This is a genomic window from Paenarthrobacter sp. 2TAF44, assembly GCF_052114885.1.
Lineage (GTDB): Bacteria > Actinomycetota > Actinomycetes > Actinomycetales > Micrococcaceae > Arthrobacter.
In genome coordinates, this window is sequence record NZ_JBFRFP010000045.1 from 1 (window position 1) to 21,942 (window position 21,942).

The 21,942-nt window shown below is 59.3% G+C and carries 19 protein-coding genes and 1 pseudogene; 14 read left to right on the forward strand and 6 right to left on the reverse strand.

All coding sequences use genetic code 11. The features are described from left to right. The first annotated feature begins 421 nt into the window (after positions 1 to 421). Together AB4Z15_RS24605 and AB4Z15_RS24610 are read left to right on the forward strand one after the other, a co-directional pair. Positions 422 to 853: an ester cyclase gene (locus tag AB4Z15_RS24605; protein WP_442019364.1), complete on the forward strand. Its 432-nt coding sequence runs from the start codon at positions 422 to 424 to the stop codon at positions 851 to 853. Positions 854 to 1,164: 311 nt separating this feature from the next. Then, positions 1,165 to 2,301, forward strand: coding sequence for an FAD-dependent oxidoreductase (locus AB4Z15_RS24610; RefSeq protein ID WP_442019348.1), 1,137 nt, complete (start codon positions 1,165 to 1,167; stop codon positions 2,299 to 2,301). A gap of 121 nt (positions 2,302 to 2,422) precedes the next feature. On the opposite strand, the gene AB4Z15_RS24615 is transcribed toward AB4Z15_RS24610, so the two are convergent. The 3 genes from AB4Z15_RS24615 to AB4Z15_RS24625 all read right to left on the reverse strand — a co-directional run bounded on the left by AB4Z15_RS24615 (position 2,423) and on the right by AB4Z15_RS24625 (position 3,947). Continuing rightward, complete coding sequence (locus tag AB4Z15_RS24615) at positions 2,423 to 2,896, reverse strand: DUF6278 family protein (RefSeq protein ID WP_442019349.1); 474 nt, start codon at positions 2,894 to 2,896, stop codon at positions 2,423 to 2,425. Positions 2,897 to 3,099: 203 nt separating this feature from the next. Beyond that, positions 3,100 to 3,387, reverse strand: a complete 288-nt coding sequence (locus AB4Z15_RS24620; RefSeq protein ID WP_442004424.1) for a hypothetical protein — start codon at positions 3,385 to 3,387, stop codon at positions 3,100 to 3,102. 281 nt (positions 3,388 to 3,668) lie between these two features. Further along, on the reverse strand, positions 3,669 to 3,947 hold the full coding sequence (locus AB4Z15_RS24625) for a hypothetical protein (protein WP_442019350.1): 279 nt from the start codon (positions 3,945 to 3,947) through the stop codon (positions 3,669 to 3,671). A 113-nt stretch (positions 3,948 to 4,060) separates the two neighbouring features. Between AB4Z15_RS24625 and AB4Z15_RS24630 the strand changes: the two genes are divergently transcribed. Then, on the forward strand, positions 4,061 to 4,414 hold the full coding sequence (locus AB4Z15_RS24630; RefSeq protein WP_442004440.1) for an immunity protein Imm33 domain-containing protein: 354 nt from the start codon (positions 4,061 to 4,063) through the stop codon (positions 4,412 to 4,414). 171 nt (positions 4,415 to 4,585) lie between these two features. Then, on the forward strand, positions 4,586 to 4,804 hold the full coding sequence (locus AB4Z15_RS24635; protein ID WP_442019351.1) for a hypothetical protein: 219 nt from the start codon (positions 4,586 to 4,588) through the stop codon (positions 4,802 to 4,804). 166 nt (positions 4,805 to 4,970) lie between these two features. Here AB4Z15_RS24635 and AB4Z15_RS24640 read toward each other — a convergent pair whose 3' ends face one another. Continuing rightward, complete coding sequence (locus AB4Z15_RS24640; protein ID WP_442019352.1) at positions 4,971 to 5,357, reverse strand: Imm10 family immunity protein; 387 nt, start codon at positions 5,355 to 5,357, stop codon at positions 4,971 to 4,973. A 103-nt stretch (positions 5,358 to 5,460) separates the two neighbouring features. On the opposite strand from AB4Z15_RS24640, the gene AB4Z15_RS24645 reads away from it, so the two are divergent. The 5 genes from AB4Z15_RS24645 (at position 5,461) to AB4Z15_RS24665 (ending at position 12,517) form a co-directional block, all read left to right on the forward strand. Further along, the gene (locus tag AB4Z15_RS24645; protein ID WP_442019353.1) at positions 5,461 to 5,943 is read left to right on the forward strand and encodes a hypothetical protein; all 483 of its coding nucleotides are present in this window, start codon (positions 5,461 to 5,463) and stop codon (positions 5,941 to 5,943) included. A gap of 881 nt (positions 5,944 to 6,824) precedes the next feature. Beyond that, complete coding sequence (locus AB4Z15_RS24650) at positions 6,825 to 7,226, forward strand: DUF7878 domain-containing protein (protein WP_442019354.1); 402 nt, start codon at positions 6,825 to 6,827, stop codon at positions 7,224 to 7,226. A 1,602-nt stretch (positions 7,227 to 8,828) separates the two neighbouring features. Continuing rightward, a complete protein-coding gene (locus AB4Z15_RS24655) occupies positions 8,829 to 10,826 on the forward strand; it encodes an FG-GAP-like repeat-containing protein (RefSeq protein ID WP_442019355.1) in 1,998 nt (665 codons plus the stop codon). 401 nt (positions 10,827 to 11,227) lie between these two features. Further along, the gene (locus AB4Z15_RS24660; RefSeq protein ID WP_442019356.1) at positions 11,228 to 11,629 is read left to right on the forward strand and encodes a hypothetical protein; all 402 of its coding nucleotides are present in this window, start codon (positions 11,228 to 11,230) and stop codon (positions 11,627 to 11,629) included. Positions 11,630 to 11,800: 171 nt separating this feature from the next. After that, positions 11,801 to 12,517, forward strand: coding sequence for a hypothetical protein (locus AB4Z15_RS24665; protein WP_442019357.1), 717 nt, complete (start codon positions 11,801 to 11,803; stop codon positions 12,515 to 12,517). Positions 12,518 to 12,786: 269 nt separating this feature from the next. Here the strand turns inward: AB4Z15_RS24665 and AB4Z15_RS24670 are convergent, their stop codons facing one another. After that, entirely contained in the window at positions 12,787 to 13,392 is a 606-nt protein-coding gene (locus AB4Z15_RS24670) for a T6SS immunity protein Tdi1 domain-containing protein (protein ID WP_442019358.1), read from the reverse strand. A 130-nt stretch (positions 13,393 to 13,522) separates the two neighbouring features. Beyond that, positions 13,523 to 15,130 (reverse strand): pentapeptide repeat-containing protein, encoded by a 1,608-nt coding sequence (locus AB4Z15_RS24675; RefSeq protein WP_442019359.1) that lies wholly within the window; start codon positions 15,128 to 15,130, stop codon positions 13,523 to 13,525. A gap of 195 nt (positions 15,131 to 15,325) precedes the next feature. Here AB4Z15_RS24675 and AB4Z15_RS24680 point away from each other — a divergent pair. The 5 genes and pseudogenes from AB4Z15_RS24680 to AB4Z15_RS24700 form a co-directional block, all read left to right on the forward strand. Continuing rightward, positions 15,326 to 15,530 (forward strand): annotated as a pseudogene (locus tag AB4Z15_RS24680) (recombinase family protein); the annotation flags it as partial. Positions 15,531 to 15,768: 238 nt separating this feature from the next. Further along, the gene (locus AB4Z15_RS24685; protein ID WP_442019360.1) at positions 15,769 to 16,752 is read left to right on the forward strand and encodes an ABC transporter permease; all 984 of its coding nucleotides are present in this window, start codon (positions 15,769 to 15,771) and stop codon (positions 16,750 to 16,752) included. Continuing rightward, a complete protein-coding gene (locus AB4Z15_RS24690) occupies positions 16,752 to 17,711 on the forward strand; it encodes an ABC transporter permease (RefSeq protein WP_442019361.1) in 960 nt (319 codons plus the stop codon). The genes AB4Z15_RS24685 and AB4Z15_RS24690 overlap by 1 nt, the downstream gene beginning before the upstream one ends. Further along, on the forward strand, positions 17,708 to 19,855 hold the full coding sequence (locus AB4Z15_RS24695; RefSeq protein ID WP_442019362.1) for an ABC transporter ATP-binding protein: 2,148 nt from the start codon (positions 17,708 to 17,710) through the stop codon (positions 19,853 to 19,855). The genes AB4Z15_RS24690 and AB4Z15_RS24695 overlap by 4 nt, the downstream gene beginning before the upstream one ends. Positions 19,856 to 19,929: 74 nt before the next feature. Continuing rightward, positions 19,930 to 21,657, forward strand: a complete 1,728-nt coding sequence (locus AB4Z15_RS24700; protein ID WP_442019363.1) for an ABC transporter family substrate-binding protein — start codon at positions 19,930 to 19,932, stop codon at positions 21,655 to 21,657. Positions 21,658 to 21,942 lie beyond the last annotated feature (285 nt).

Below are 21,942 nucleotides of genomic sequence, written 5' to 3' on the forward strand. Positions count from 1 at the left end.
CAACACCTCACCGGCACCCCAGTGAGCGAACCACAGGCGGCCTTCGTGCCAACGTCCGGACTCAATCATCGCGAAGCCGTCCGCAAGCAGACGCGGGGCGGGGAGCATCTGTGTCATGGCAACGATCCTGCCCTACGACAAGCCCGCGGCGCCAGACGTACTGCAACGGCATCCCGATCCCCCGCGAGCAGGCGGTAGCGGCACCGGTACGGGTCGGCCCTGACAGCATCGACCTGGCTGCTTTTCTGGGTCCTTGCAGCCATTCATTGGAGTGGCCGCGCCAGGCCCAGTCACCCACGCGTTCGGTAGTGCAGACGATGATTGACCGGGGCGGATTTGACTCCTGGACAAGGTCCTTTCATCAGTCTTTTGCTCGAAGCAGGTGGTGCTGGAGCGTCTCACTCATCCAAGCGGCGAGGCGATGCGGGGTCCAGCCGAGTTGCTCGACGAGTTCCCGGTAGAGGCCGGGGGCGGCCAGGCCCCGGAATATTGCCAGTGCCTCGTCCAGGGATACGGCGAGTTCGCCCCCGAGCGCGGCGATCATCGCGTCCATGATCTGGTCCCGGCCTGCGAGTTTGGCGCGCAGCAGCTCCCGCGTCTGGGGGCTTTCGTCGGTAGCAAGGACTGGGCCACCCGAGGCACTACGGCCTGGGTGCGTTTCCACGGACGAGGAACAAACACGGGACCGTTCTTCGGACCACCCAGCGGGAAGCCGGTCGAGGTGACGGTCATCGACATTGCCGTCGTCGTCGACGGACGTATCGCCGAGCACTGGGGTGTTCCGGACCGTTTCTCCCTACTCCAGCAGACGGGTGTACTGAGACGCCTAATGCCCAGCGGCTCTCCAAATTGAGCTCCAAATGGCGGAAAAGATAGGGGACTGGGATAGCACTCTGTACTTTGGCATCGGCGTGGGAAGCTCAAAGTTGTAAGCAGCAGGATGTTTACAACAGCAGGGCTGTGTGAATGCGGGCCCCTGTCGGCTGCCCAGGGTCCTCCTCTGCATGTGGTGCCAGGGAGCAGCCAACAGCAACGGCTCGCACTCATCTGTGTCTCGTGGAACTGGGACCACTTTGATCCTGCCCGCATGATTGCCACTGACGTGCCCGAGCAATTGGGGTCAATACGCGGGATTCGCCAGGGCTGAGTGCTTGAATGAAATGCATGGTGGACCGCAACGTACTGATCTCCGGCGCCGGCATTGCCGGTTCCACGGCCGCGTATTGGCTGGCGAAGGCAGGTTGGTCGGTCACGGTTGTGGAACGAGCGGCCGACATCCGATCTAGTGGCAACCCAATTGACGTACGTGGAGGAGCCGTCACTATTGCGCGGCAAATGGGCATCTGGTCCCACCTGGAAGAGGTCGCGACCGGCGTCGAACGCTTGGTCTTCGTCGACACCGACGGGCGTGCACAGGCAATGATCCCCACGCGGCTACGCGGTGACAGCCCAGAGGAGGTCGAGGTCGCACGAAATGAACTCGTCGACGTGTTGCTTGAGAAGGCACAGGAGACAAGCCTCATCATCCGGGACGATTCGATCACCGCTTTGCACCAGGACGACAGGGGTATCGACGTCCAGTTTCAGCGGACCCCTTCCCATCGCTATGACTTGATCATCGGGTCGGACGGACTCCACTCCACCGTTCGCCGCTTGGCATTCGGCCCCGAAGAACGTTTTTCCCGCCCCTTCGGCATGTTCGTCGGTACGGTGCGTGCCCCTGCGCCGATCGAAGATCCGCGCACTGTGCTGTTGTACAACGAACCAGGAACCTCCCTGACCATCCATCCGGCAGGTGGGAAGCCCGGGTTCGCTTTCATCTTCCGGGGAGAGCACGATTTCGATTACCGGGACGCCGAACAAGGCAGACGCATCGTCGAGTCCGCCTACGCGGGCGGCGGATGGCTCACAACGCTCGCCCTTAAGGAATGGGGCGCGTCCGACGATAGGTACTTCGACGCCGTCACACACGTGGACGTACCGCAGTGGGCTGCCGGCCGAGTCGTGCTGCTCGGTGATGCGGCAAGTTGTATCTCGCTGTTCGGTGAAGGATCCAGCAACGCGATCGTTGGAGCCAAGACCCTCGCCGACTCCATTGCCGCCCACCCTGATGACCACACCGCCGCTTTCGCCGACTATGAACACAAACACCACAAACACGTTCGACAGCAACAACGAGGCGCCGGCATCGCATCCCGCCTCCTTGTACCCAAGACCCGGTCGGGCATCACGATACGCAATGCTGCGCTAAACGCCCTTCCCTTCCGGAGCAACCGACGAAACCGAGATTCACAGGGATAAGTGACGGGCTTCCGCAAATGGTGTGCCTAAGCGCGCCATCTTTCGCTGCACGGCTGAACAGCGCACGAAAGGCGCCGTTTGAGGATCCTTCACTGGACACTCTTTCCCGCATCAGCAGTGCCTAGTTGCCTCGGAGTCTCTCTTCGTCAATGAGGTCGATTGCGTGGTCGAAGTTCATCACCAGGGTCGGGAAGCCTACATCAAGCCGTCGTTGAGCCACATGAATAACCGAAATGCTTGTGTTTCTCCTTATCCGGACCATTGGGAAGCCCTCTTCGATAACTTCCCAATGAGCTCCCGGGATGGCGTGAGTGAGAACGTCTCCGTAGAACATGCCAACGGCCTCAGCGAGTCCCGTTAGATCTTTCATCACCTCCGGGTCCTCAATCAGCGCATCAATTACGACAAGGCCCTCGCGTGAGCGGGGAAGGAGCACTCGTTTCCCTTGGCAGTAGGTGAGGAGCTCGTCGTAACCGCCAACGTTGGTTGGCGCAGGAGAGGGTTTGTTAGTGGCCGGCTTGTACTCCGCATATCTCCGGGCCATTGCAGGAGGGAGTAATTGAAGCGGCTCTTCGGTCTCGTCCCGGTCAGGCATGCCGTCATGCTACGCGGATATGGCCCTGGAGCGGCACTGTCAAATAGGCTGGAATCAAGGGGCACTTCGGCGCCCGGTAGAGGATCCCCTAACGGGCGCATGTGAAATCGATTTCGATCTTTTGGCCCGAAGCCGCGCCATCCCGACCGGGCTTGCGCCGATCCATGAGCGTGGCAGCGCCTGGTCGGCCTCGCCGTGCACGGTCAACGAACCTCTCTCGGGCCATACCAGACGCCCTCCGGTGGGCCGATCGCTCCGGCCCTCTCGCGGGCGTCGGCCAACGTGGCGGAGGAAGCGAACTGCCGGGCCAGATCGAGATCGGCCATGTCCATCGCAACAATGACGGTGTTCGGAGTCTCCGCGTCGAGGTAGGTTCCGGTGACCACCAGCCCGTGGCGGCGACGCACCGCGTCCAACTCCGGGTCGTGAAACACCGCATCCCATCGGGCGACGTCGGCGACGCGCTGCTTGACCAGCATGATTCCCGCCATGAGAACTCCATAGAAGACGACGATTTTGTTTGCCCATAGTCTTCCTCTAGTTTCGTCGATGTCAAACGGAATGCACGTTCTCTTAAGACGGAGGAGCCAGGACCAGCAAGACGGGCCAGCCAGGACCAGAAATCCGGAGCCCGGTCTCACTTAGTCGGCTCAGCGCCCCCCAGAGAACCGGCGGCCCATTACGTGCCTCAAGCCATGGTCACCGTGTTGCAGATTCCCGCCCACCGACGGGCACCGTGCCCGGTGAAGGATCCTTCACCGGGCACAGTGAACTAGGGCAGGTCATGCCACGCCTGTTCGAATTCTGCCTCGGTAATGGCCCATGGCTGCCATTCGTCTAGCGGAGCCAGCGGCTCCTGAGCCAAAAGACCAAATTCGTCCTCTTCATGTTCAGGGTCATAACGAAGAGTCGGGCCAGAATCGTAAATCTCGATCTGGCGGGTCGGCCGGCCGTCGTTACCGACTTCGAAGTAATTAGTGGCGGGACCCCGAGAGGAATACTGGTCGCCTCGGGACTCGTTCCACGGCCTCCGGTAGTACTGAGTTGCCATGAGAGCAGTGTGCCCTATTTCCTGTCCCCAAAGCGTCCAGCTCTCCACCGGCCAAGTAAAGGATCCTTCAACGGACAGGGTTATGTGCGCCTTCTTAAGCGAAGATGCTACGTATGCACGATTCGATCCTCTCCGCCCAGATGCAGCTGACCGCCAGGTTCGGGGCTGTCCCTACACCACCGTTGCAGGGCGTAAAGGTGGGAGTCTCCAAAAATGTTCGGTCGCCGCATGTTTATCCACTCAACGGTCTGCGGCATCCAGCCGCGGCTGGGACCAGTGGCTGGTTCATCTGGCGCGGTGAAGACCTCGGAACGGCGGATGACTTCTTTGTTCCGTTGCACGTCGAGCATCTGACGACACGGTGTCCTGAAGTCGTTCCCTATCTCGCTTTGCCCGCGGGTTGGCGATTCCTCTTGGCACCTGGCTACGAAGATGTCTGGTTTGATGAGTCGTTGTTGAATGTTTGAGGGAAGCTGACCCGGACGGCTGAATCTCCCGTTCGGGATTCGCGTCCGGTCAGGGATCCTTCACCGAACGCCCATGACTTACCTTCCTCCGCCTCCCTGGCTGAAGCTCGGTAGCAATGGGATGGCTAGGATTACTTCACGTCTTCGTAGCCGAAGTTTTGGAAGTGAACTATGCAGCTGGAATTTGATCCTGAGGTACCTGTCGCGGAAGTCAGGCTGACGCTGTCCGTAGATGAGCTTGAAACTTTTTGGTCGTCTCTGCGTGAGACATTGGAAGCTCTCGACGAAAATGAGTTTCATACTCGTGTCGGCTTTCATCGGCAGGAGGTGCGCCGACTGCAGGGTGATCTAGCACGAGCGATGAACACTCTTCCCGATGTGCCAGAGTAAAAGACCCTGGCCACTTCGAGAGCATGGATAGGTTGAATCCGGTTAGAAGGGCTGCCTGTCTGGCCGGGGTCTCCAGATTCCCACTGGGTCAAAGCCAACTCCATAATCCGGTGGACCTACGTCAGTAAGCCGATCGGCTTATGGCCGCTCTGAAGGGATCCAGTCGTCAATTAAGCACCGGCGGATTGCTGTCTCCGCCAAGAACGGACTGGAGCCCCCTCACCAATTCATGTACTTGATCGGCATCAAGATCAAGTGACAGCTCCAACTCTGGTGATTCAAGTCCCAATTTTTGGGCGCCATCCTCCATGAAGACCACGTGCAGTCTGCCCTCCTCGACGAGGGCAGACGAAAGGCACCCATAGGCGCAGGCGCCGTTGGCCAAGGTCACGCAGTAGGAGCCCATGCCTAGGGCCACATCCTGCTCATCGGGATCCAGCGAACGCTGGAATTCCAACTGCCATGCCGGGGCAAGATCCTGATCGGCAAGCACGACGGCTTCGAAGCCCATCTCTTCATCGCGAAAGTGACTAACGGCCCTAACTGTCATCATGGGCAACACGAAATCACCTATGTCCTCCCAAACCAAACTCGTCCGGTAAAGGATCGGCCTACGGAGCCAAAGTCAGCTGACGCTTCCATCGTAGAATCGCGATGTGGACGATAAGAAGCCGTTGTTATTGCGGGAAGCCATAGAGCTGGAGCGTCCAGGGGCTCTTTCCGCGTCGCGCGAAGCGTTGCTTGAACGCTGGCACTCCCTTCCGCCAGACAAAGGAACCGCACTCAGACTGGCATTTATCGAGTGGTGGGCTTGCAGCGAACCCGCATTCCTGACCGGCCTACCTGACTACGACTACGACCTGTCCCTGTTCCCCGAGCTGGCTGCCTTCCTCACATCCGATGCCGAGATTGACACAACGGTTCGGTTTGTCTTGGGTTGGATGTCGAAGTCGTTCCCTTGGTGTTGCGGATGTGGTCCGTCGCCCTGGGAGTCGGTGGGTGAAAAGCTGTGGTCCGAGTTCGAGGCAAGCGGCGATCTGGACCTATCGGAGTTCTCGGATGATAGCGAGTATGGCGTTTACTTCACCCACATATATGCCTCAACTCAGCAGAAACGGTTGTCCGACGCTGGTGACTAATGCTGCCCGTTAGAGGATCCTTCAGCGGGCACGCAGTCCAGCAGACCTTTTGCTTCCGTCCGTATGTCCTTGGCTCCCCGTGAAGAAGCGTTCCAGACTGCGCCTGATCAAACCCGAGCCTGGTCCAAGGCACCCATAAGCCTCGTCACCCACAACCTCCTTCGCGCCCGCCGCTTCGCTCGTGTTGGTAGCAGGCCGGCTCGTCATGTTGATCCTGCCCAACTTCCCGCGCGCAATAGAGTCATGGACGGTATAAGGTTTTTGCCGTGAGACCTGAATACAGGGATCAAGCATCCGGACTAATCCGCTGGTACTCCCCCGGCGAAGGAGGTCGGCCGAACGGGCCGCCTTCGGGTCCAAGTTATGCTTCGACGGCCGTTTTCGCAGACGCATCCATGGATAGGGAGGTTCAACAGATCGTCAATGTTGAGCCATACAGTGTGGTGGTTACATTCGGGAAATCGGATGGAAAGGGTCGTACTGAGGCAAAGTTCAGGTTTCTCGCTTTGGACGTAATGGGCTCCCGGTTGCAACCAGGCGCGACCTTCTATCTGATGGAAGGATCGCATGTCGTGGGCGAGGCGCTAGTAATTGAGCTTCTCAAACTGTAGATCTCAAAGCTGGGAGCAAATCAGGGTAGGGTGGCCCACCGTGCGTTACAGCGCGCGATTGGGGATCCTTTAACGGGCGCTGACCGAATTCTTCCTTTCACCGGTGTGACAACATGTGTTCGTGTCCTTCGATGTGTACCTCCAGCGCTTCAGAGACGGCGGGTGGAGAGTTAATGCGCAAGAGCCTTCGGCCATCTAGCGGGTGAGAGAAGCCCGAACAGAATTCAGCACGCTTGGATTCAGGGTGGTGACGATGTGGCCACGATATGAATGGCTTACGCAAACTTAGACGCCGACAACATCGGAGGAACGAGCCAAGCTGACTACTTGGTCGGTCTTGACGCCGATTTCACCATCTCGGAAGGGTCTGTGCTGCTCTACCGAGAGCTAGCCTTTCCCGTAGTCGAACTGGCCCGCAGCTTGTTCCTCTGGCTCAACGCCCACCCTCGGGGTGACTTCGTGTTTGACTCGATGTCCTTCGAGGAGGTGGGAGCGGTTTCACTGAAACAAGGGTCGTCGGGCTGGCTGGTGGAGTCAGTATTTAGTCGTGGTGTAATCAGCAATCCACTCGATTGGGCGGACGTTGAGCGTGGGCGTAAGGCTTTTTTGAGCCATATCGAATTCGATCTTTTGTCGCTGGGACTCGATCCTGCTGACGTGATCCATCGTTGAATCAACTCCGCCATCACCAAGATCCGCACTCGCTGAGCAGCTGCCCGGTCCAGGATCCCTTACCGGGCGGCTATCTCTATCGAGGCTCCAGGAGTTGGCTGCCTCTGGTGGACGTTGGCGCCGTCATTTGGACAGAACCCGACGACATTGCCGCTACAGACTGAGGAGGAAGCAGGTTCATTGCGTGGCTCAACTATCCCTCCCTTTGCGCCTGTAGTCTGGAAACCTTGCGGTCCAGCCGCTCAACTTGTTACCGGAGATTGAGGATTCGAAGATGGTCCATCCTGTCGCACAAAGGACAGCGGGCAGCCTCCCCAAGGTGCTCCGAACATCAAGTTACCTCTGGCTGGCAAGCGCGATTTTAGCTTGCATTCAGCCAGTCATCTTGATTGTCACGCGGGAGGCAAGCGTCATTGTAGTGCTCGTTGGCGGTCTGGTCCTCCTTCTATTTACGGTTATTCAAATCCGGGCAGCATTGGGACTCCTTCGAGGTCAACGCTGGGCGAGGGTGGTTCTTTCTATCTTGGCTATTTTGGCTCTCGGAGGAGTTTTCAATAACGCACTGACGCCTCTCTCAGTAGCGGTCCTGATCTTGACGGTTGCCGGTTCTGTGCTGATGTGGATGCCAGCATCCAGCGGATACATCCGACAGTGTGGCCCCTCCGGCGATCAAGCGCCTCCTCGCGAGCCCCAGCTCTAGAGCCCGTAGAGCGGTGCCTTCCTTCCTCCGCTGGACTCAATGTCCGGTAAGGGATCCCTCACGGGACAGCTTGTGAGGGTTGTTGTTGCGTTCAGGGAGCCGCCGCCGACATTCACTGACGGGTGATAATCAAACAGTGACGCAACTAGAGTTTTGGCCGGACTATGGCTCAGGTCCACTGTGGGAGCAGGGAAAACCTGCGGATCTACAATCTCTGGGGCTCCCTCCCGAGCTCGCCGAGCAGCTCCTGTCTTGGAACTCTCAGTTCGAAGAAGATAAAGTCCCGATTTCGGGTCCGGGTGACGCTGGCTGGGTCGCAGAGGGAGTGCGGCTTCTACGTCAGGTTCGTCTTGCCCTGGGAGCTGGCTACAACGTCGTGGTCACTGAGCCTTGGTGGACGAAGGCTCCAGTCTGAGATGCCTGTAGTGCTTGCACAACTTCGCAGGCACGATCACGGAACGACGGCCTTTGCTCCCGATTCAGATTGTCCGATCAAGGATCCCTTAACGGACACTTTCTGTTGGAAGGCCGTGTGCTCCCTGCTTTGCGCATCACGAGGGCATCAGGAGTTTGCTCAGCGAACTGGGAATGAGGGTAGTGGAGCATTCTGGGTGTGTCCGGTGCCTCGTTCATGCTCTGAAGAATGCCGTATGTTGCACTCGGGGCGTATAAACTTCGGTCGACGTGATGCGATGGCCGCGCACTTAATTTTGGGGGTTGAGCCTTTGGCTGCTCTGGGTTTTTCTTCGCTTTATACCGCCAGAACTGGGCATGGGGTCGTCTCCGCGTTGGTGGCTGTGGCCGCCGCGGCGGCGGTTTTGGTGGGGGGTTCCCTGCCGCCCGCCCAGGCGGACACCATCACAGGTTCCGTTCACCTAGCATGGACCCCTTTCGCTCTGGGGGTGAACGAAGCAACCGACAAGGTTTATGCCACGAGCCAGGAGACGAACTCCGTTCTCATTCTGAACGGAACTTTGAATCTGGAGAGGACCATTCCTGTCGGCTTACGACCACGCCAGTTGGCAGTCAATGAGAAGACTAACAAGGTCTATGTAGCCAACGATGGGAGTTCGTCTGTCAGCGTCATCGACGGCGCTACAGGTACGACGAAAACGATTGCCGTGCCCGAGGGCCCGACAGCGATTGCTGTGAACGAGTCCACGAATAAGATTTACGTCTCAACTTCAGGTGCCAACGGCATCACTGTGATCGACGGTGCGACGAATTCCACGACCGCTCTGCCGGCAACTGGTTCCGGCTTGGCGGTTAATGAGAAAACCAACAAGGTCTACGCGGTGTCCCGGGGTGGCAACCAGGTCGCCGTCGTGGACGGGGCAACGAACGCCGTTTCGACGATCGCTGTCTGTGACGACGCCCGCGGTGTGGCTGTGAACGATGCGACGAACAAGGTCTTTGTGTCCTGTCTTGCGTCCCAATCGATTGCGGTCATCGATGGCGGCACCATAGCGGTCACCATGATCCCGACGGGTGCGGACACCGGACCCAAAGAGATCGCGGTGAATCGCAGCAACAACAAGGTTTACGTGCTGAATTCAGAGCGCGACAGCATGACCGTCTTGGACGGGAGAACCAATTCCATCACCACCATCGCTACGGGGGAGTATGCCTCGGGCCTGGCGGTCAACGAGGTGACCGGCAAGGTTTACGTGTCGAACTGGTACGCCCAACGCGTGGTCGTCGTTGACGGAACAACCAATGCCGTGGGCATCCTTCCCGGCTTCAACTTGCCCGGGCAGATGGCACTCAACACAAAGACCAATAAAATCTACGTACCCAACACTCCCGGGGGCTTCAGCGAACTCAGCCAAAACATCATTGTCATTGATGGTCGAAGCGTCGCTCCAACGTTCACGTCCGGGCCTCCACCGGCTACGGGCAGGGTCGGAAGTCTGTACTCACACGGATTCGGGGTCAAAGGTTCCCTCAGTTCCACTTTCAAACTTGCCGGAGGCGCGCTGCCGCCCGGATTGACCCTTGGGGCTGAGGGAACCCTCTCCGGAGTGCCTACCACCGCGGGTGCATTTACCTTCAGCGTTTCCGCGACGAATGGTTATAGTCCCGACCCGGTAACGCCAATGTTCACGGTCACCATTAGGCCTGCTGACGTCGCTCATGACTTCAACGGTGACAAGAAACCCGACGTTTTGGCTCGTGACGCGAACGGAAACCTGTGGCTGTACCCAGGCCGGGGCAACGGAGGCTGGCTTCCCCGGGTTCAGGTTGGGCAAGGCTGGAACGTGATGACGTCCATCGTCCCTCCGGGTGACTTCAACGGCGACGGTAAACCCGACGTGCTGGCCAGCGACACCACCGGAGCGTTATGGCTCTACCCCGGCAACGGCAACGGCGGCTGGTTCCCAAGAGTCCAGATAGGCCAAGGATGGGACACCATGACGGCCATCACCGCAGCAGGAGACCTGAATCTGGACGGAAACGCAGACCTCGTCACCCGCGACTCAAAAGGCGTACTTTGGCTCTACCCCGGCAACGGGAAAGGCGGCTGGCTCGCCAGGACCGATGTTGGGTCGGGCTGGAACATCATGACTGCCGTGATAGGCCCAGGCGACTTCAACCCAGACGGCTACCCCGACCTTCTGGCCCGCGACGGCAACGGTGCCCTTCGCCTCTACCAAGGGGCGACGACCTATTACAACGGCGGCCTGCGGCCCTACTACTCCGGTCCCACCCAGGTGGGCACTGGCTGGAACGACATGACCGCTATCATCGGGCCCGGCGACTTCAACGGTGACGGCAACCTGGACCTCCTGGCTCGTGACTCCACAGGAGCCCTGTGGCTATACCCGACCAACGGCCACGGCGGCTGGCAAGCACGCACCATGGTCGGCTCCGGATGGAACACCATGAACATGATCATCTAACCGCCGTAAAAAGAACCAGCCACGAACACATCACGGGCCGTCCGCCACCTCGAAAAAGAGTGCTTCGTTTTCCAGTCGAAGCCCACACGTGTAACAGGTTTACCCGATCGCCGCGCCCCTCCTCGGTCAACCCCAAGGCACCCCCTGATCCACCGACGCCCGGCACGTGACAGGACCACGAAACATCCCCCGGGAGGGAGATCATCGAGGCAGCACCTCCGTCCGGTAAAGGATCCCTTAACGGGCAGTGGTGCGGGCGCTCCTGCTAACGCAGGTCGTCCGATAGCATTGCTCCCAATTGGCCGGCGACGGCGGTGGACTGGTTATCAAGAATCTCCGGAAGGCAGCGCTCGACGATGGTTGGAAAACCTGCACGCCCTGGGTGGTGGCGCCGAGGTGAGTTGAAACCCCGTTTGCTTTTGCTGGGCGTCATCCTGGGGGTGGCCGGATCGGCCGTCTATTTCTTCAGTTTGGGGTGGGGTAGGCCAGTAAGGTTTGGGGACCTCCTATGGGCTCTGTTCGCCTTCTTCTTCATCACGGTAGCCACAGCAGCTCTCGGACTTCTCGTTGCCGGAATCGTCGATGTCTTTGAGCGCGTAGTGCCAGAATCGTCATCCCGATCGAGGCGTGCGATGTTCACAGGTGGTGTAGCACTGGTATCTACATCCGTCGCGACCTTTGCCTTCTTCAGTGCTCTTCCGTTGGTACTGCATGCGGATCGCTGGGTGACGGCTGCTGCCACCGGAATTCTCGGAGGCGCCGCATTTGCCGGGCTTTCCTATGGGCACTCCCAAGAGGTATGACCGCTGGAACAGCGCCCGTTGAAGGATCCCTGAACGGGCACCAGAGCGCCCGGTGATCCACCGGCTTGCGGGCGTGACAGCGGGTAGCCTCACCGGATGCATTAAGGATGCCAGTGCCACGATGGATGCATGCCGTCGACCGACGCAGAGCAGCAACCGGAGGAGACACCCTTGAGCGATTTTCCAGCGCCGCAAAAAGTTAAGGCCGAGTCAGAGCTTGCTCTGTTGAACGGGCGGTATATCCAGGCATGGGAAGAGGCACTGTCTCAGCTACGCCTGAATGCGAAGCGGCGTCAGGCGATACGGAACTACATGGAATCCGCACACCGGATCGCAAAAAAGCGTGTCCAGGTCACGAAGGCTGTGGGAGCCTGGCAGCCGCAGACGCCTCCACTCGTTCCGACTGGAGAGGCCCAGCACATGATCTACGACCTGTACGAGAGCTACTACCAATCCGTCTATAACACCGTGTCGAAGCTTGCAGGCGTAGTCGTCCTGTTTCCCGAGGTCTTCGGTCACCCGCCCGTCCGAAGCATGGAGAAGTTCCTGAAACACTTCGCTGAGCTCGAGCCAGAGTTTGAGGAATCGTGCAGTGTCCTGGAGAAGGCAAGGAAATACAGGACGCTCCTGGACCATCCAGCCGGAGCGCCCGTCTCAAACTGGATGACCTTTCGCACGGCAGACGATAGAGGAATCGTAGTGTTCCACTTCGGAAGCGCAGGAAGAAGCGGAACAATCCCCGAAGGAACCGAACCGCCGCCCAGCTGGTTCCCGTTCGGCGACGCAGATTGGTACATCGACCCACCGTTCGTTCCATACGTTGATGCAGCTCTGACAGAACTAATGGGGCGCCTGTTCCTCAAAATTCAACAGTTCGGAACAGATTAGAACGGCGCAGAGGAGGAACACGGCGTTTTCGGAAGTCGTCTTAGCCACTAGATGTGCGGAAGAGGATCCCCTACCTGGCACCTGCGCTACATCGTTTTGCACTGGCTCCATGCCCGGTGTGAAATCTTGTATTTTGGGGGGTAGCCAAAGGGTGCAAGGTCAAGCCTAGCTTGGGCAACGAGTCCTATTCAACGACGTGAGTATAGGAAGGCCTTCGTTATTCGGGGAAACTCAAGTTGCATTTCTAACAGACCTCCCTTGGAGTACAACTAATCGCCTATCTGAACCCCGTCTACATGAGCTCCTCTCGGGAGATCTTTGGTAGCGGTTCTCAACTGCCCCGTCACCGACCAGTACACCTCAATGTTGCTCAATTCAAGATTGTGCACCTCATCTGCCCCACCCAGGAAGAGCGGCACCGTATAACCGGCACACTCGTCAAATTGCAGGTCTTCTGGGTTCTTTTTTCTCCAATCGCTGAAAAAAGTTGTCAAAAGTGAGCCGTCCGGATCTTGCACAAGCTCACTGTCGTGAAAGGAAGAGAACGGAATTGGAATCTCCAGGATCCAGCCAGTCCCCGGTTCCAGACAAAGCATCTCTGGATCCTTTTCAGGGCGGCGAAGGTCCAAAATAAATTGACGCCCCAGCCAATCGAAGCCAAATGGCACAATCGGAAAGTACAACTCAGGATAGGCCTCACGGATCATCACCGAAGCAGCCTTCGAGGATGAAGCCCCATGCACCCTATACAGCCCTCCGTTAAGGGTGCAGCCGCCATAGCGGCCGAATAAGTAGGCGACGTTGTTCCCCACGCTCTCAGGAGATCCGGGGATTCCATCTGTGACGTCGAACCTCTTACCGAAGATCTCAAGCATGGCAACATCATGCCTCACAAATTCAGCCAGTGAACGGTCCAGCCCCGAGCCCCTACCCGGTTGTGTCACTGCACTTAAGCCGATCCTCTACCGGACGTCAACCGAGGATGAGCGCTGCACTACCGTGAGATCAAGCGCATTCGAGGCCGGGACGACTGATGCCTTCCACTAAACCTGGGTATTCAGACGTCTTGCCCTTCAGCCGCGAGTCGCGTTCTGACGGGCTCAGCGGGCTTCTTGTCAGCGATCGTCGGGGGCCAGTCCACAGGCAGGATATTCGGCGGCTTGGTGGACCTTGTGTCCCAGTCGAACGTCGGGCCAGATCCCACGTTCGGGGCGTTGAGAAGTCGATCACCCCTGCGCCGAAGTTTGTCTTCCGGAATGTCACGACCGTTGAGCCGTAGTCAATCGATCGGAAATCGGCTTCGTCGAACATGAAGGGGGAGAAGGTCGCTTCGTCGAACCGCGTCTCACCGGAGAACGTCGCCTCCTCGAACCACGCCTTCCCGGAGAACGTCGCCTCTTCGAACCACGCCTCGCGGGAGAACGTGGCCCTGCTGAAGCCGGCATCCCCGGAGAAATTAGCACCGCTGAACCATGCATCCCCGGAAAACGTCGCCTCGCTGAAGCGCGCACCCTCGGAGAAAGTCGCCTCGCTGAAGCCCGCATCCCCGGAGAAAGTCGCCTTCCTGAAGCCCGCATCCCCGGAGAACGTCGCCTTGCTGAAGCCTGCCTCGGAGAATGTCGCCTCGCTGAATGAGACATGCCCGGAGAATGTCGCCTCGCTGAACCACGCACCCCCGGAGAACGTCGCCCCGTCGAAGCGCGCACTCCCGGAGAATGTCGCCTCTCTGAACCACGCTTCTCCGGAGAACTTAACACCGTTGAAGCGCGCATCCTCGGAGAACGTCGCCTCGCTGAATGAGACATGCCCGGAGAACGTCGCACCCGCGATGCGGGCTTCGCCGTCGAAACGGCACCCTGAGAAGTCTGAGTCGGTGAGCACGGCATCAGAAAGGTCGATGTTGCATAATGACCAGGAAATTGCAGCGCCTTGGCGAAGGTGTGACGCCAGAACTCGAACGATGGTGGCGCGGACTTCTTTGTCGTGCAGCCGATACTTAATGGTCGTTTCGTCTGAGGGGCCGTTTGGCGTCTGGCCGGGCTGCTTGATGACGAGCTGAGCAATCCCCGTCGAGTCTCCATCTGAGTTGTATGGGAGACGGAGGTACCCGCAGAGGACGTCGACACATTGCTGGCGCTGGGCTGGAGTTCCTTCGTCGGCGACCCCAGCCATGGCGTAGACGCCGGCCATGCGCACGGCAGGGTCCTCTGAGCCGAGCTGAGCGGCGGCGGCGCCGAACCGTTCGACGAAGATGTTCTCCTCGGTCACCTTCTGTCGACGATAGGCGACGACCAGGGCCACGACGCCGCCTATGCCGCCAGCGATCCATAGGGCGAATTGGATCGGGTACTGGGGGTCCAGCCTCTTAGATTCATCGGGTGGCGCGATGAATCGGATCACCGCGTAGAACAGCGACGCCACGAGGAGCGAAAGGAACACTGTAAGCGTGCAGGCTCGGAAGATTGGATCTGCGCGCCGCCAGAGTGATCTGATCAGCAGACAGGCTCTCGTCCTGGCGATCCACCGGCCAATCTTCTTCACAACGTTGCTCTTCTTCAAGGCTGGTCCCGTGGTCATTGGGTCGTATGGGGATGCCTCGTCCCGGGTCGACATGTCTGAATCATGTCAAGCGGACTGCTGCCTCGGCCGCATTGACGGGCAGCGGGCGAACGCGCCCTTTAGACGGTCGATCACCGTGCCCAAGAAACGCGCCGCCACGTCCCGTGTAGTTACTGGCCCAGACCATGTACGTAAGACCCGCACGATGAAATGCACGATGATGGGGGGATTACTGCAACCTTGTTTGCTATGACTGGAATGAAAATCGGCTATGCCCGGGTCTCGACAAACCACCAGGACCTGACCGCCCAACGAAACGCTCTCCTGGGCCCTTGGTGTTGAACAGAAACAGATCTTCGTCGATCACGGACTGACGGGAGCGAACCGCGTCCGCCCAAGCCTCCGTGAAGCGATGGCGGCAGTCAGAGCCTCCGCCGTCGAAATCGTGACGCGAAAACAGATAACAATCTGGCTGCAGGCGTGAAACCGGCCCTCATTGAGCGAAACGTGAAGCAGTTATTGTGGTAGTTTCCTCTTGAATGTGACCCATGCCATACAAGGGCGGTGTTCACGTGGAGGGGTCTTGGGGGGCCATCACCCCTCATGCCAATTCGTAGCTGACGCCGGCCACAGCCGGGAACCGCGGAAGGACGAGCATTGATCTTTGCCACGATCCAGGGCAGCCGCCCGACATGCTGAAATATCTGACGAAGCGGTCGGGCATCTACCTGATCATGATCTTCCTGACCACGAGCGCGGGCTATTTCCTGGCAGTATCAACGCTCAAACCCGCGGTCCTGGAACAGGAGAAGATCCCGCGGCCAACCCCGGAACAGGTGGCGGCCTCCTTCCGTGGACTCGGCCTGGACCCCGACGCCAGTCCTTGGGAAAGGTACATTGGGTGGCTCGGCGGCATCATCACCCGCTGGGACTGGGGGCGCAGCCCAAACGGGGCATTCGTCAACGCGGAATTCGCTGACCGGGTACTCGTGTCCACTCGCCTGTTTATCGCCTCCATCATCCTGACGCTGATCATCGGCGTCGCGCTCGGCGTTTATTCAGCAGCGCGGCAATACAAGTACCAGGACCGCGTGATCACGTCCTACAGCTACCTGGTGCACATCCTTCCGGCACCGATCGCCTACTTCCTGGTCCAGTTGGGCGCAATCAGCGTCAACGAAACCGTAGGCCAGCGCATCTTTTTCGTCACTGGAATCTCGACGCCGGGGATCGACCCGGGGTGGCCGGCTTTCGTTGACCTTGTGGCCCACTACGCCGTGCCCACCTTCGCGATGACCATCTTCGGTTGGGCCGGTTACCAGATCGCCCAGAGGCAGTATCTCCTGGACAACGTGAATGCTGACTTCGTCCGCACCGCCAGGGCAAAAGGGCTTACCCGCAACCAAGCCATCCGCAGGCACGCCCTGCGGGTGTCCTTCATTCCCGTCGCGCAGAGCATTGCCTTCACCATCCCCGCGATCTTTACCGGCGGCTTCTTTGCGGAGGCGATCTTCGCCTGGCCCGGCATCGGACTGTGGAGTATCCAGTCGATCGGTCTTCAGGACGTCAACGTCGCCACGGCAACATTGGCCTACGGCTCGGTGATCTTCGCAATCGGCGCCATCCTTGCCGACTTCGCGACGACGCTGGTCGATCCGCGAGTGAGGGTCCAGTAATGACGAACATCATTGATCCCATTGCGGAAATCGACGAGTCAAGGGTTGCCGACCAGGACGTCGTGATTGGGAAGTCCCGCATTATCTTCCGTCGTTTCATGCGGAACCGTACCGCCGTCGCCGGTTTGTTCATCTTCCTGGCACTGTTCCTCTTCTCCCTGTTCGGCGGGTTCCTGACCCCCTGGAACAAAGACACCATTGATCCCCTCAACATCGGCATGGGACCATCACCGGATCACTTCCTGGGTACGTCGCAGGCCGGCATTGACCTTATGGCGCTCATCGTTGAAGGCACACGGATCTCCATCTTTATCGGCCTGATCGTTGGCGGCGTATCTGTCCTGATCTCCGCCGTCTACGGCTGCACCATGGCGTTCTTCGGCGGCAAAGTGGACGCCGTGATGTTGTTCATCCTTGAAGCCCTCATCATGATGCCGGCCATTCTGGTGGTCGCAGTGGCCACTAGTGGTGGCGGGGGACTCAAGGACCTTCCCAGCTGGCTCCTGCTGATCATCGTGCTGCTGTTCTTCAGCTGGATGGGCACCGCCCGCCTGGTGCGCTCCTTGTCGATGTCCCTCATGCAGCGGGACTACGTCAAAGCCGCCAAGTACATGGGTGTTCCCTCCCGCAAAATCGTATGGCGTCACCTCGTCCCCAACATCGGCTCACTCCTGGTCCTGGATTTCACCCGCGGTATTACGGGCGCAGTGCTGGCCGAAGTGGCGTTCTCCTTCATCGGCATCGGCATCAAGCTCCCCGATGTCAGCCTGGGAGTCCTGATCGGCCAAGCCACCGGCCAGGTGTCCTCGTTCCCGTGGATGTTCTGGGTACCGCTGACCGTCATGTTCCTCCTGACCGGTTCGCTCGCCATGATGAACGACGGCCTCCGAGACGCCTTCGACCCCAGCTCCAGTTCCATCGGTCGGGCCAAGACCAAGACCGCAAAGGCTGCCAAATGAGCACCAACATCTCCCACACGCCTGCAGAGCGACTTCGCGACGCCGGGCTCTACGCACCCGGCGACGCGGTCCTTAGCGTCCGGGACCTCAACGTCCGCTTCAATTCCGAGAACGGCGTTGTCCACGCAGTGCGCGGCGTCGATTTCGACCTTATGCCGGGCAAAACCCTGGGCATAGTGGGTGAATCGGGCTCAGGAAAGTCCGTCACGTCCATGGCCATCATGGGACTCCTCCCCGAGACCGCTGACATCTCCGGTTCGGTGCGCTACAAGGGCAAGGAACTCCTCGGCCTGAGCGACAAAGCGATGTGCAAGCACCGTGGCAGCGATATCGCCATGGTGTTCCAGGATCCCCTCTCGTCGCTGACCCCCGTTTACACGGTGGGGAACCAGATCATCGAGGCCCTGACCGTCCACAACCCCACCATGAGCAAACAGGCCAAAGAAGCCCGCGCCGTCGAACTTTTGCGAATGGTGGGCATCCCGAGCCCCAAGGACCGGCTGAAGGCGTTCCCGCACGAATTCTCCGGCGGCATGCGCCAGCGCGTGATGATCGCCATCGCAATTGCCAACGATCCGCGGGTTCTCATCGCCGATGAACCCACGACGGCGTTGGACGTCACCATCCAGGCGCAGGTGCTGGAAGTCCTGCACACCGCGCAAGAGGAGACCGGCGCCGCCGTCGTCATGATCACCCACGACCTCGGCGTCGTAGCGGGCATGGCCGACGACATCATGGTCATGTACGCAGGTAAGCCGGTGGAAACCGGGACTGTGGAGGACATCTATTACAACCCGCGCATGCCCTACACCATGGGTCTCCTCGGCGCCGTTCCACGCGTTGACACCGCCAACAAACAGTCACTGGTTCCCATCGAAGGCACGCCGCCCAACCTGACCCTGCCCGTAACCGGCTGCTCGTTCGCGCCGCGCTGCCCGCTCGCCAGCGATGCCTGCCTGCACGGTGAGCCCGAGCTCTTTTCGGTCCCGGGTTCCCAAGGCCACAGGGCAGCGTGTATCAAAACGGACGAGCTGTCCGGCGAGGCGGACGCGCACCAGATTTTCCAGGTGCCGCCCAAGCCCGTTTCAAAGTTCGACGGCGTCGCACGCCGTGAGCGCGACAAGGTCCTTGAGCTCAAGGACGTGAAGAAGCACTTCCCTCTGCTCAAGGGCGCGTTGATCAAGCGCCGGATTGGCACGGTCAAGGCCGTTGATGGCCTGAGTTTCGACATCCGGGAAGGCGAGTGCCTCTCAATCGTCGGCGAGTCCGGTTGCGGCAAGACCACTACGTTGCTGGAGATCATGGAGTTCCACCCGGACCAAGTGGGTGAAGTGGTCATCGGCGGCGTGAGCAACAAGGTAGCCACCGACTCCAAGACCAAGATGGCCATGCGCAAGGAAATGCAGATGGTGTTCCAGGACCCCACGGGTGCACTGGATCCGCGCTTCACGGTGTACGAAGTCCTGACCGAACCGCTGGAAAACCTGGGCATGCCCAAGGCCGCCGTACGGAAGCGGATCATGGAACTCATGCGGCTCGTGGGCCTGCAGGCGGATCACGTCAATCGATTCCCCAACCAGTTCTCCGGAGGCCAGCGCCAGCGCATCGGCATCGCCCGGGCGCTCGCAGTGAATCCCAAACTCGTGGTCCTGGATGAACCCGTCTCTGCTTTGGATGTCTCCGTCCAAGCCGGCGTTATCAATCTGCTGGACCAGCTTCGCGCCGAACTGGGCCTCAGCTACCTGATGGTTGCCCACGATCTCTCCGTGGTTCGCCACATCTCGGACCGCGTAGCCGTGATGTACCTGGGCAAGATCGTGGAAACCGGCGATGTGGATGAAGTCTTCGACAATCCGCGGCACCCCTACACCAGGGCCCTGCTCTCTGCTATCCCCGTACCGGATCCCAATCTGGAACGTACACGTGAACGCATCATTCTGCAGGGCGATCTGCCCAGCCCGCTTGATGCGCCAAAGGGTTGCAATTTCGCAACGCGTTGCCCCGTATTCGCCGCACTACCTGCCGCCAAGCAGGAGAAGTGCCTTACTCTGGAGCCGCCACTTGCTTCAGAAGGTCAACAGGAGTTTGCATGCTTCTTCCCGGATGGGGAAATAGATGCCGACATGCTGGTGGTGCATGCCTGACGACAAATGACTCATTGATTGAACCCTGTATTCAATTCGTAAAGATTTCCAGTCGTAAACATGAAGGGCAAACCATGAAGAAGTACACGACGATCGGCGGCGTAGCAGTTGCAGCAGCACTATTGCTGACCGCTTGCGGCGGGGGAACGCCGTCGGGTCCGGCCTCCCAGAAGGCCGAAGAAGCTGGCGGCGACATCAGCAAGCTCATTAGCGTTAACGCCAAGGAAGCCAAAGACCTCCAGCAGGGCGGCACTGTCACCCTTGCTGTGGGCAGCATTGGCCCGGACTTTAACGGCTTCTCCAATGTGGGCAACAGCGCAGACAACTCGGCGCTGATGACCCCGGTTAATACGGCTTCCATCAATAGCGGCGGCATTGGCGGCTGCTGGAAGTTGGACTTCAACGGCAAAGCAGAGCCCAACAAGGACTTCTGCGAAGACGTCAAGAGCGAAGTCAAGGACGGCAAGCAGACCATCACCATCAAGGTCAACGACAAGGCGACCTGGAACGATGGAACGCCGATTGACGTCAAGACCTTCGAGAACACGTGGAAGATGCTGAAGGGCGACGACAAGTCAATCGACATCGTTTCCGCCGGCGCCTACGCATTCGTTGACTCGGTCAAGTCCGGCGCCAACGACAAAGAAGTCATTGTCACCACCACCCAGCCGGTCTTCCCGCTGGAAGGCCTCTTCTTCGGCCTGATCCACCCCGCAATCAACACCCCGGAAATCTTTAACACGGGCTTCGCCGGCAACATGCACCCCGAGTGGATGGCCGGCCCGTTCAAGGTTGAAAACTACGACACCACTGCAAAAACGGTCACCATGGTTCCCAACGACAAGTGGTGGGGACAGAAGCCGGTCCTCGACAAGGTCGTCTGGCGCCAAATGGAACCCAGCGCTACGATTGCCGCCTTCAAGAACGGTGAAATCGACGCCGCCAATGGCCGTACGCTCGGCCGCTACAAGCAGCTCGAAGGTACCAAAGACGCTGACGTTCGTCGTGGCCAGCGCCTGTTCGCAGGTGGCCTTAACCTGAACGCCAAGCGCCCGGCCCTTACTGACGTTGCCGTGCGCAAGGCGATCTTCACCGCAGTGGACCGCAAGGCCATCCGCGATGTCCGCTTCAACGGCCTGAACTGGTCCGAGGAAAGCTCGGGCTCCATGATGCTCATGCCGTTCTCGGAGTACTACAAGGACAACTACCCCGTGAAGGACACCGGAGCTGAGCAGGCCAAGAAGGTCCTCACGGATGCTGGTTATGCCCCGAATGACAAGGGCATCATGGCGAAGGATGGCGTCCCCGTGGCCTTCAAGATCACCAACTTCGGCGACGACCCCACCACGGCCGCAACCTCGCAGACCCTGCAGAAGCAACTCCAGGCTGCCGGAATGGATGTCTCCATCGACCAGCGCGGTGACGCTGACTTCGGCAAGGTCATTGGTGGCCGCGAGTTCGACGTAACCATCTCCGGTTACACCGTGGGCGCGGATGCCACGGACGCCGTGAAGCAGTTCTACGATTCATCGACCAACGAAAACGGTCTTGGCGATGCTGAGCTCGACGCCGAAATCAAGCGTCTTGCGACTATTGCTGATGACGCTGAGCGCAACAAGGCTGCCATGAACGTTGAGAAGAAGCACATGGAGAAGTACTTCTCCATGGGCACCGTCCTCAACGGCCCGGAGATCCAGTTCGTGCGCACGGGCCTGGCCAACTATGGCCCGTCCCTCTTCAAGAGCCTGTCCAACGTCCCGGACTGGACCACTCTTGGTTGGGAAAAGGGCGCCAAGAAGTAACGCTCTGCTCTGGGCCTAAGAACACCGGAGGGCTTAGACACAAGAAGGCCGGGAGCTTCCCTGAACTGTTCATTGGTTCGGGGGCGGCTCCCGGCCTTTCCCGTGCCATCCCTCTCTCACGTCCAACGGCCTTTCCTGCGCTCGTCAAGTTTTTGAGACAGTTTCGTTGGTGTTAGGCGGCCAGGGGTTCCTGGGCGCGGTTGTAGTGGTTTGCGTGGGCGGCGGCCGGTGGGATGCCGCCGGCCCTGCGGTTGGGACGGCGGCGGTTGTACCAGCCTTCGATGT

Excerpts from the sequence above, each read along its gene's own strand:
- AB4Z15_RS24670 (WP_442019358.1), bottom strand. The coding sequence starts at position 13,392 with ATGCTTGAGATCTTCGGTAAGAGGTTCGACGTCACAGATGGAATCCCC.
- AB4Z15_RS24620 (WP_442004424.1), bottom strand. The coding sequence starts at position 3,387 with ATGGCGGGAATCATGCTGGTCAAGCAGCGCGTCGCCGACGTCGCCCGA.
- AB4Z15_RS24635 (WP_442019351.1), top strand. The coding sequence starts at position 4,586 with ATGCAGCTGGAATTTGATCCTGAGGTACCTGTCGCGGAAGTCAGGCTG.
- AB4Z15_RS24625 (WP_442019350.1), bottom strand. The coding sequence starts at position 3,947 with ATGGCAACTCAGTACTACCGGAGGCCGTGGAACGAGTCCCGAGGCGAC.
- AB4Z15_RS24615 (WP_442019349.1), bottom strand. The coding sequence starts at position 2,896 with ATGCCTGACCGGGACGAGACCGAAGAGCCGCTTCAATTACTCCCTCCT.
- AB4Z15_RS24685 (WP_442019360.1), top strand. The coding sequence starts at position 15,769 with ATGCTGAAATATCTGACGAAGCGGTCGGGCATCTACCTGATCATGATC.
- AB4Z15_RS24640 (WP_442019352.1), bottom strand. The coding sequence starts at position 5,357 with ATGATGACAGTTAGGGCCGTTAGTCACTTTCGCGATGAAGAGATGGGC.
- AB4Z15_RS24650 (WP_442019354.1), top strand. The coding sequence starts at position 6,825 with ATGGCTTACGCAAACTTAGACGCCGACAACATCGGAGGAACGAGCCAA.
- AB4Z15_RS24695 (WP_442019362.1), top strand. The coding sequence starts at position 17,708 with ATGAGCACCAACATCTCCCACACGCCTGCAGAGCGACTTCGCGACGCC.
- AB4Z15_RS24675 (WP_442019359.1), bottom strand. The coding sequence starts at position 15,130 with ATGTCGACCCGGGACGAGGCATCCCCATACGACCCAATGACCACGGGA.
- AB4Z15_RS24700 (WP_442019363.1), top strand. The coding sequence starts at position 19,930 with ATGAAGAAGTACACGACGATCGGCGGCGTAGCAGTTGCAGCAGCACTA.
- AB4Z15_RS24690 (WP_442019361.1), top strand. The coding sequence starts at position 16,752 with ATGACGAACATCATTGATCCCATTGCGGAAATCGACGAGTCAAGGGTT.
- AB4Z15_RS24630 (WP_442004440.1), top strand. The coding sequence starts at position 4,061 with ATGCACGATTCGATCCTCTCCGCCCAGATGCAGCTGACCGCCAGGTTC.
- AB4Z15_RS24610 (WP_442019348.1), top strand. The coding sequence starts at position 1,165 with ATGGTGGACCGCAACGTACTGATCTCCGGCGCCGGCATTGCCGGTTCC.
- AB4Z15_RS24605 (WP_442019364.1), top strand. The coding sequence starts at position 422 with ATGCGGGGTCCAGCCGAGTTGCTCGACGAGTTCCCGGTAGAGGCCGGG.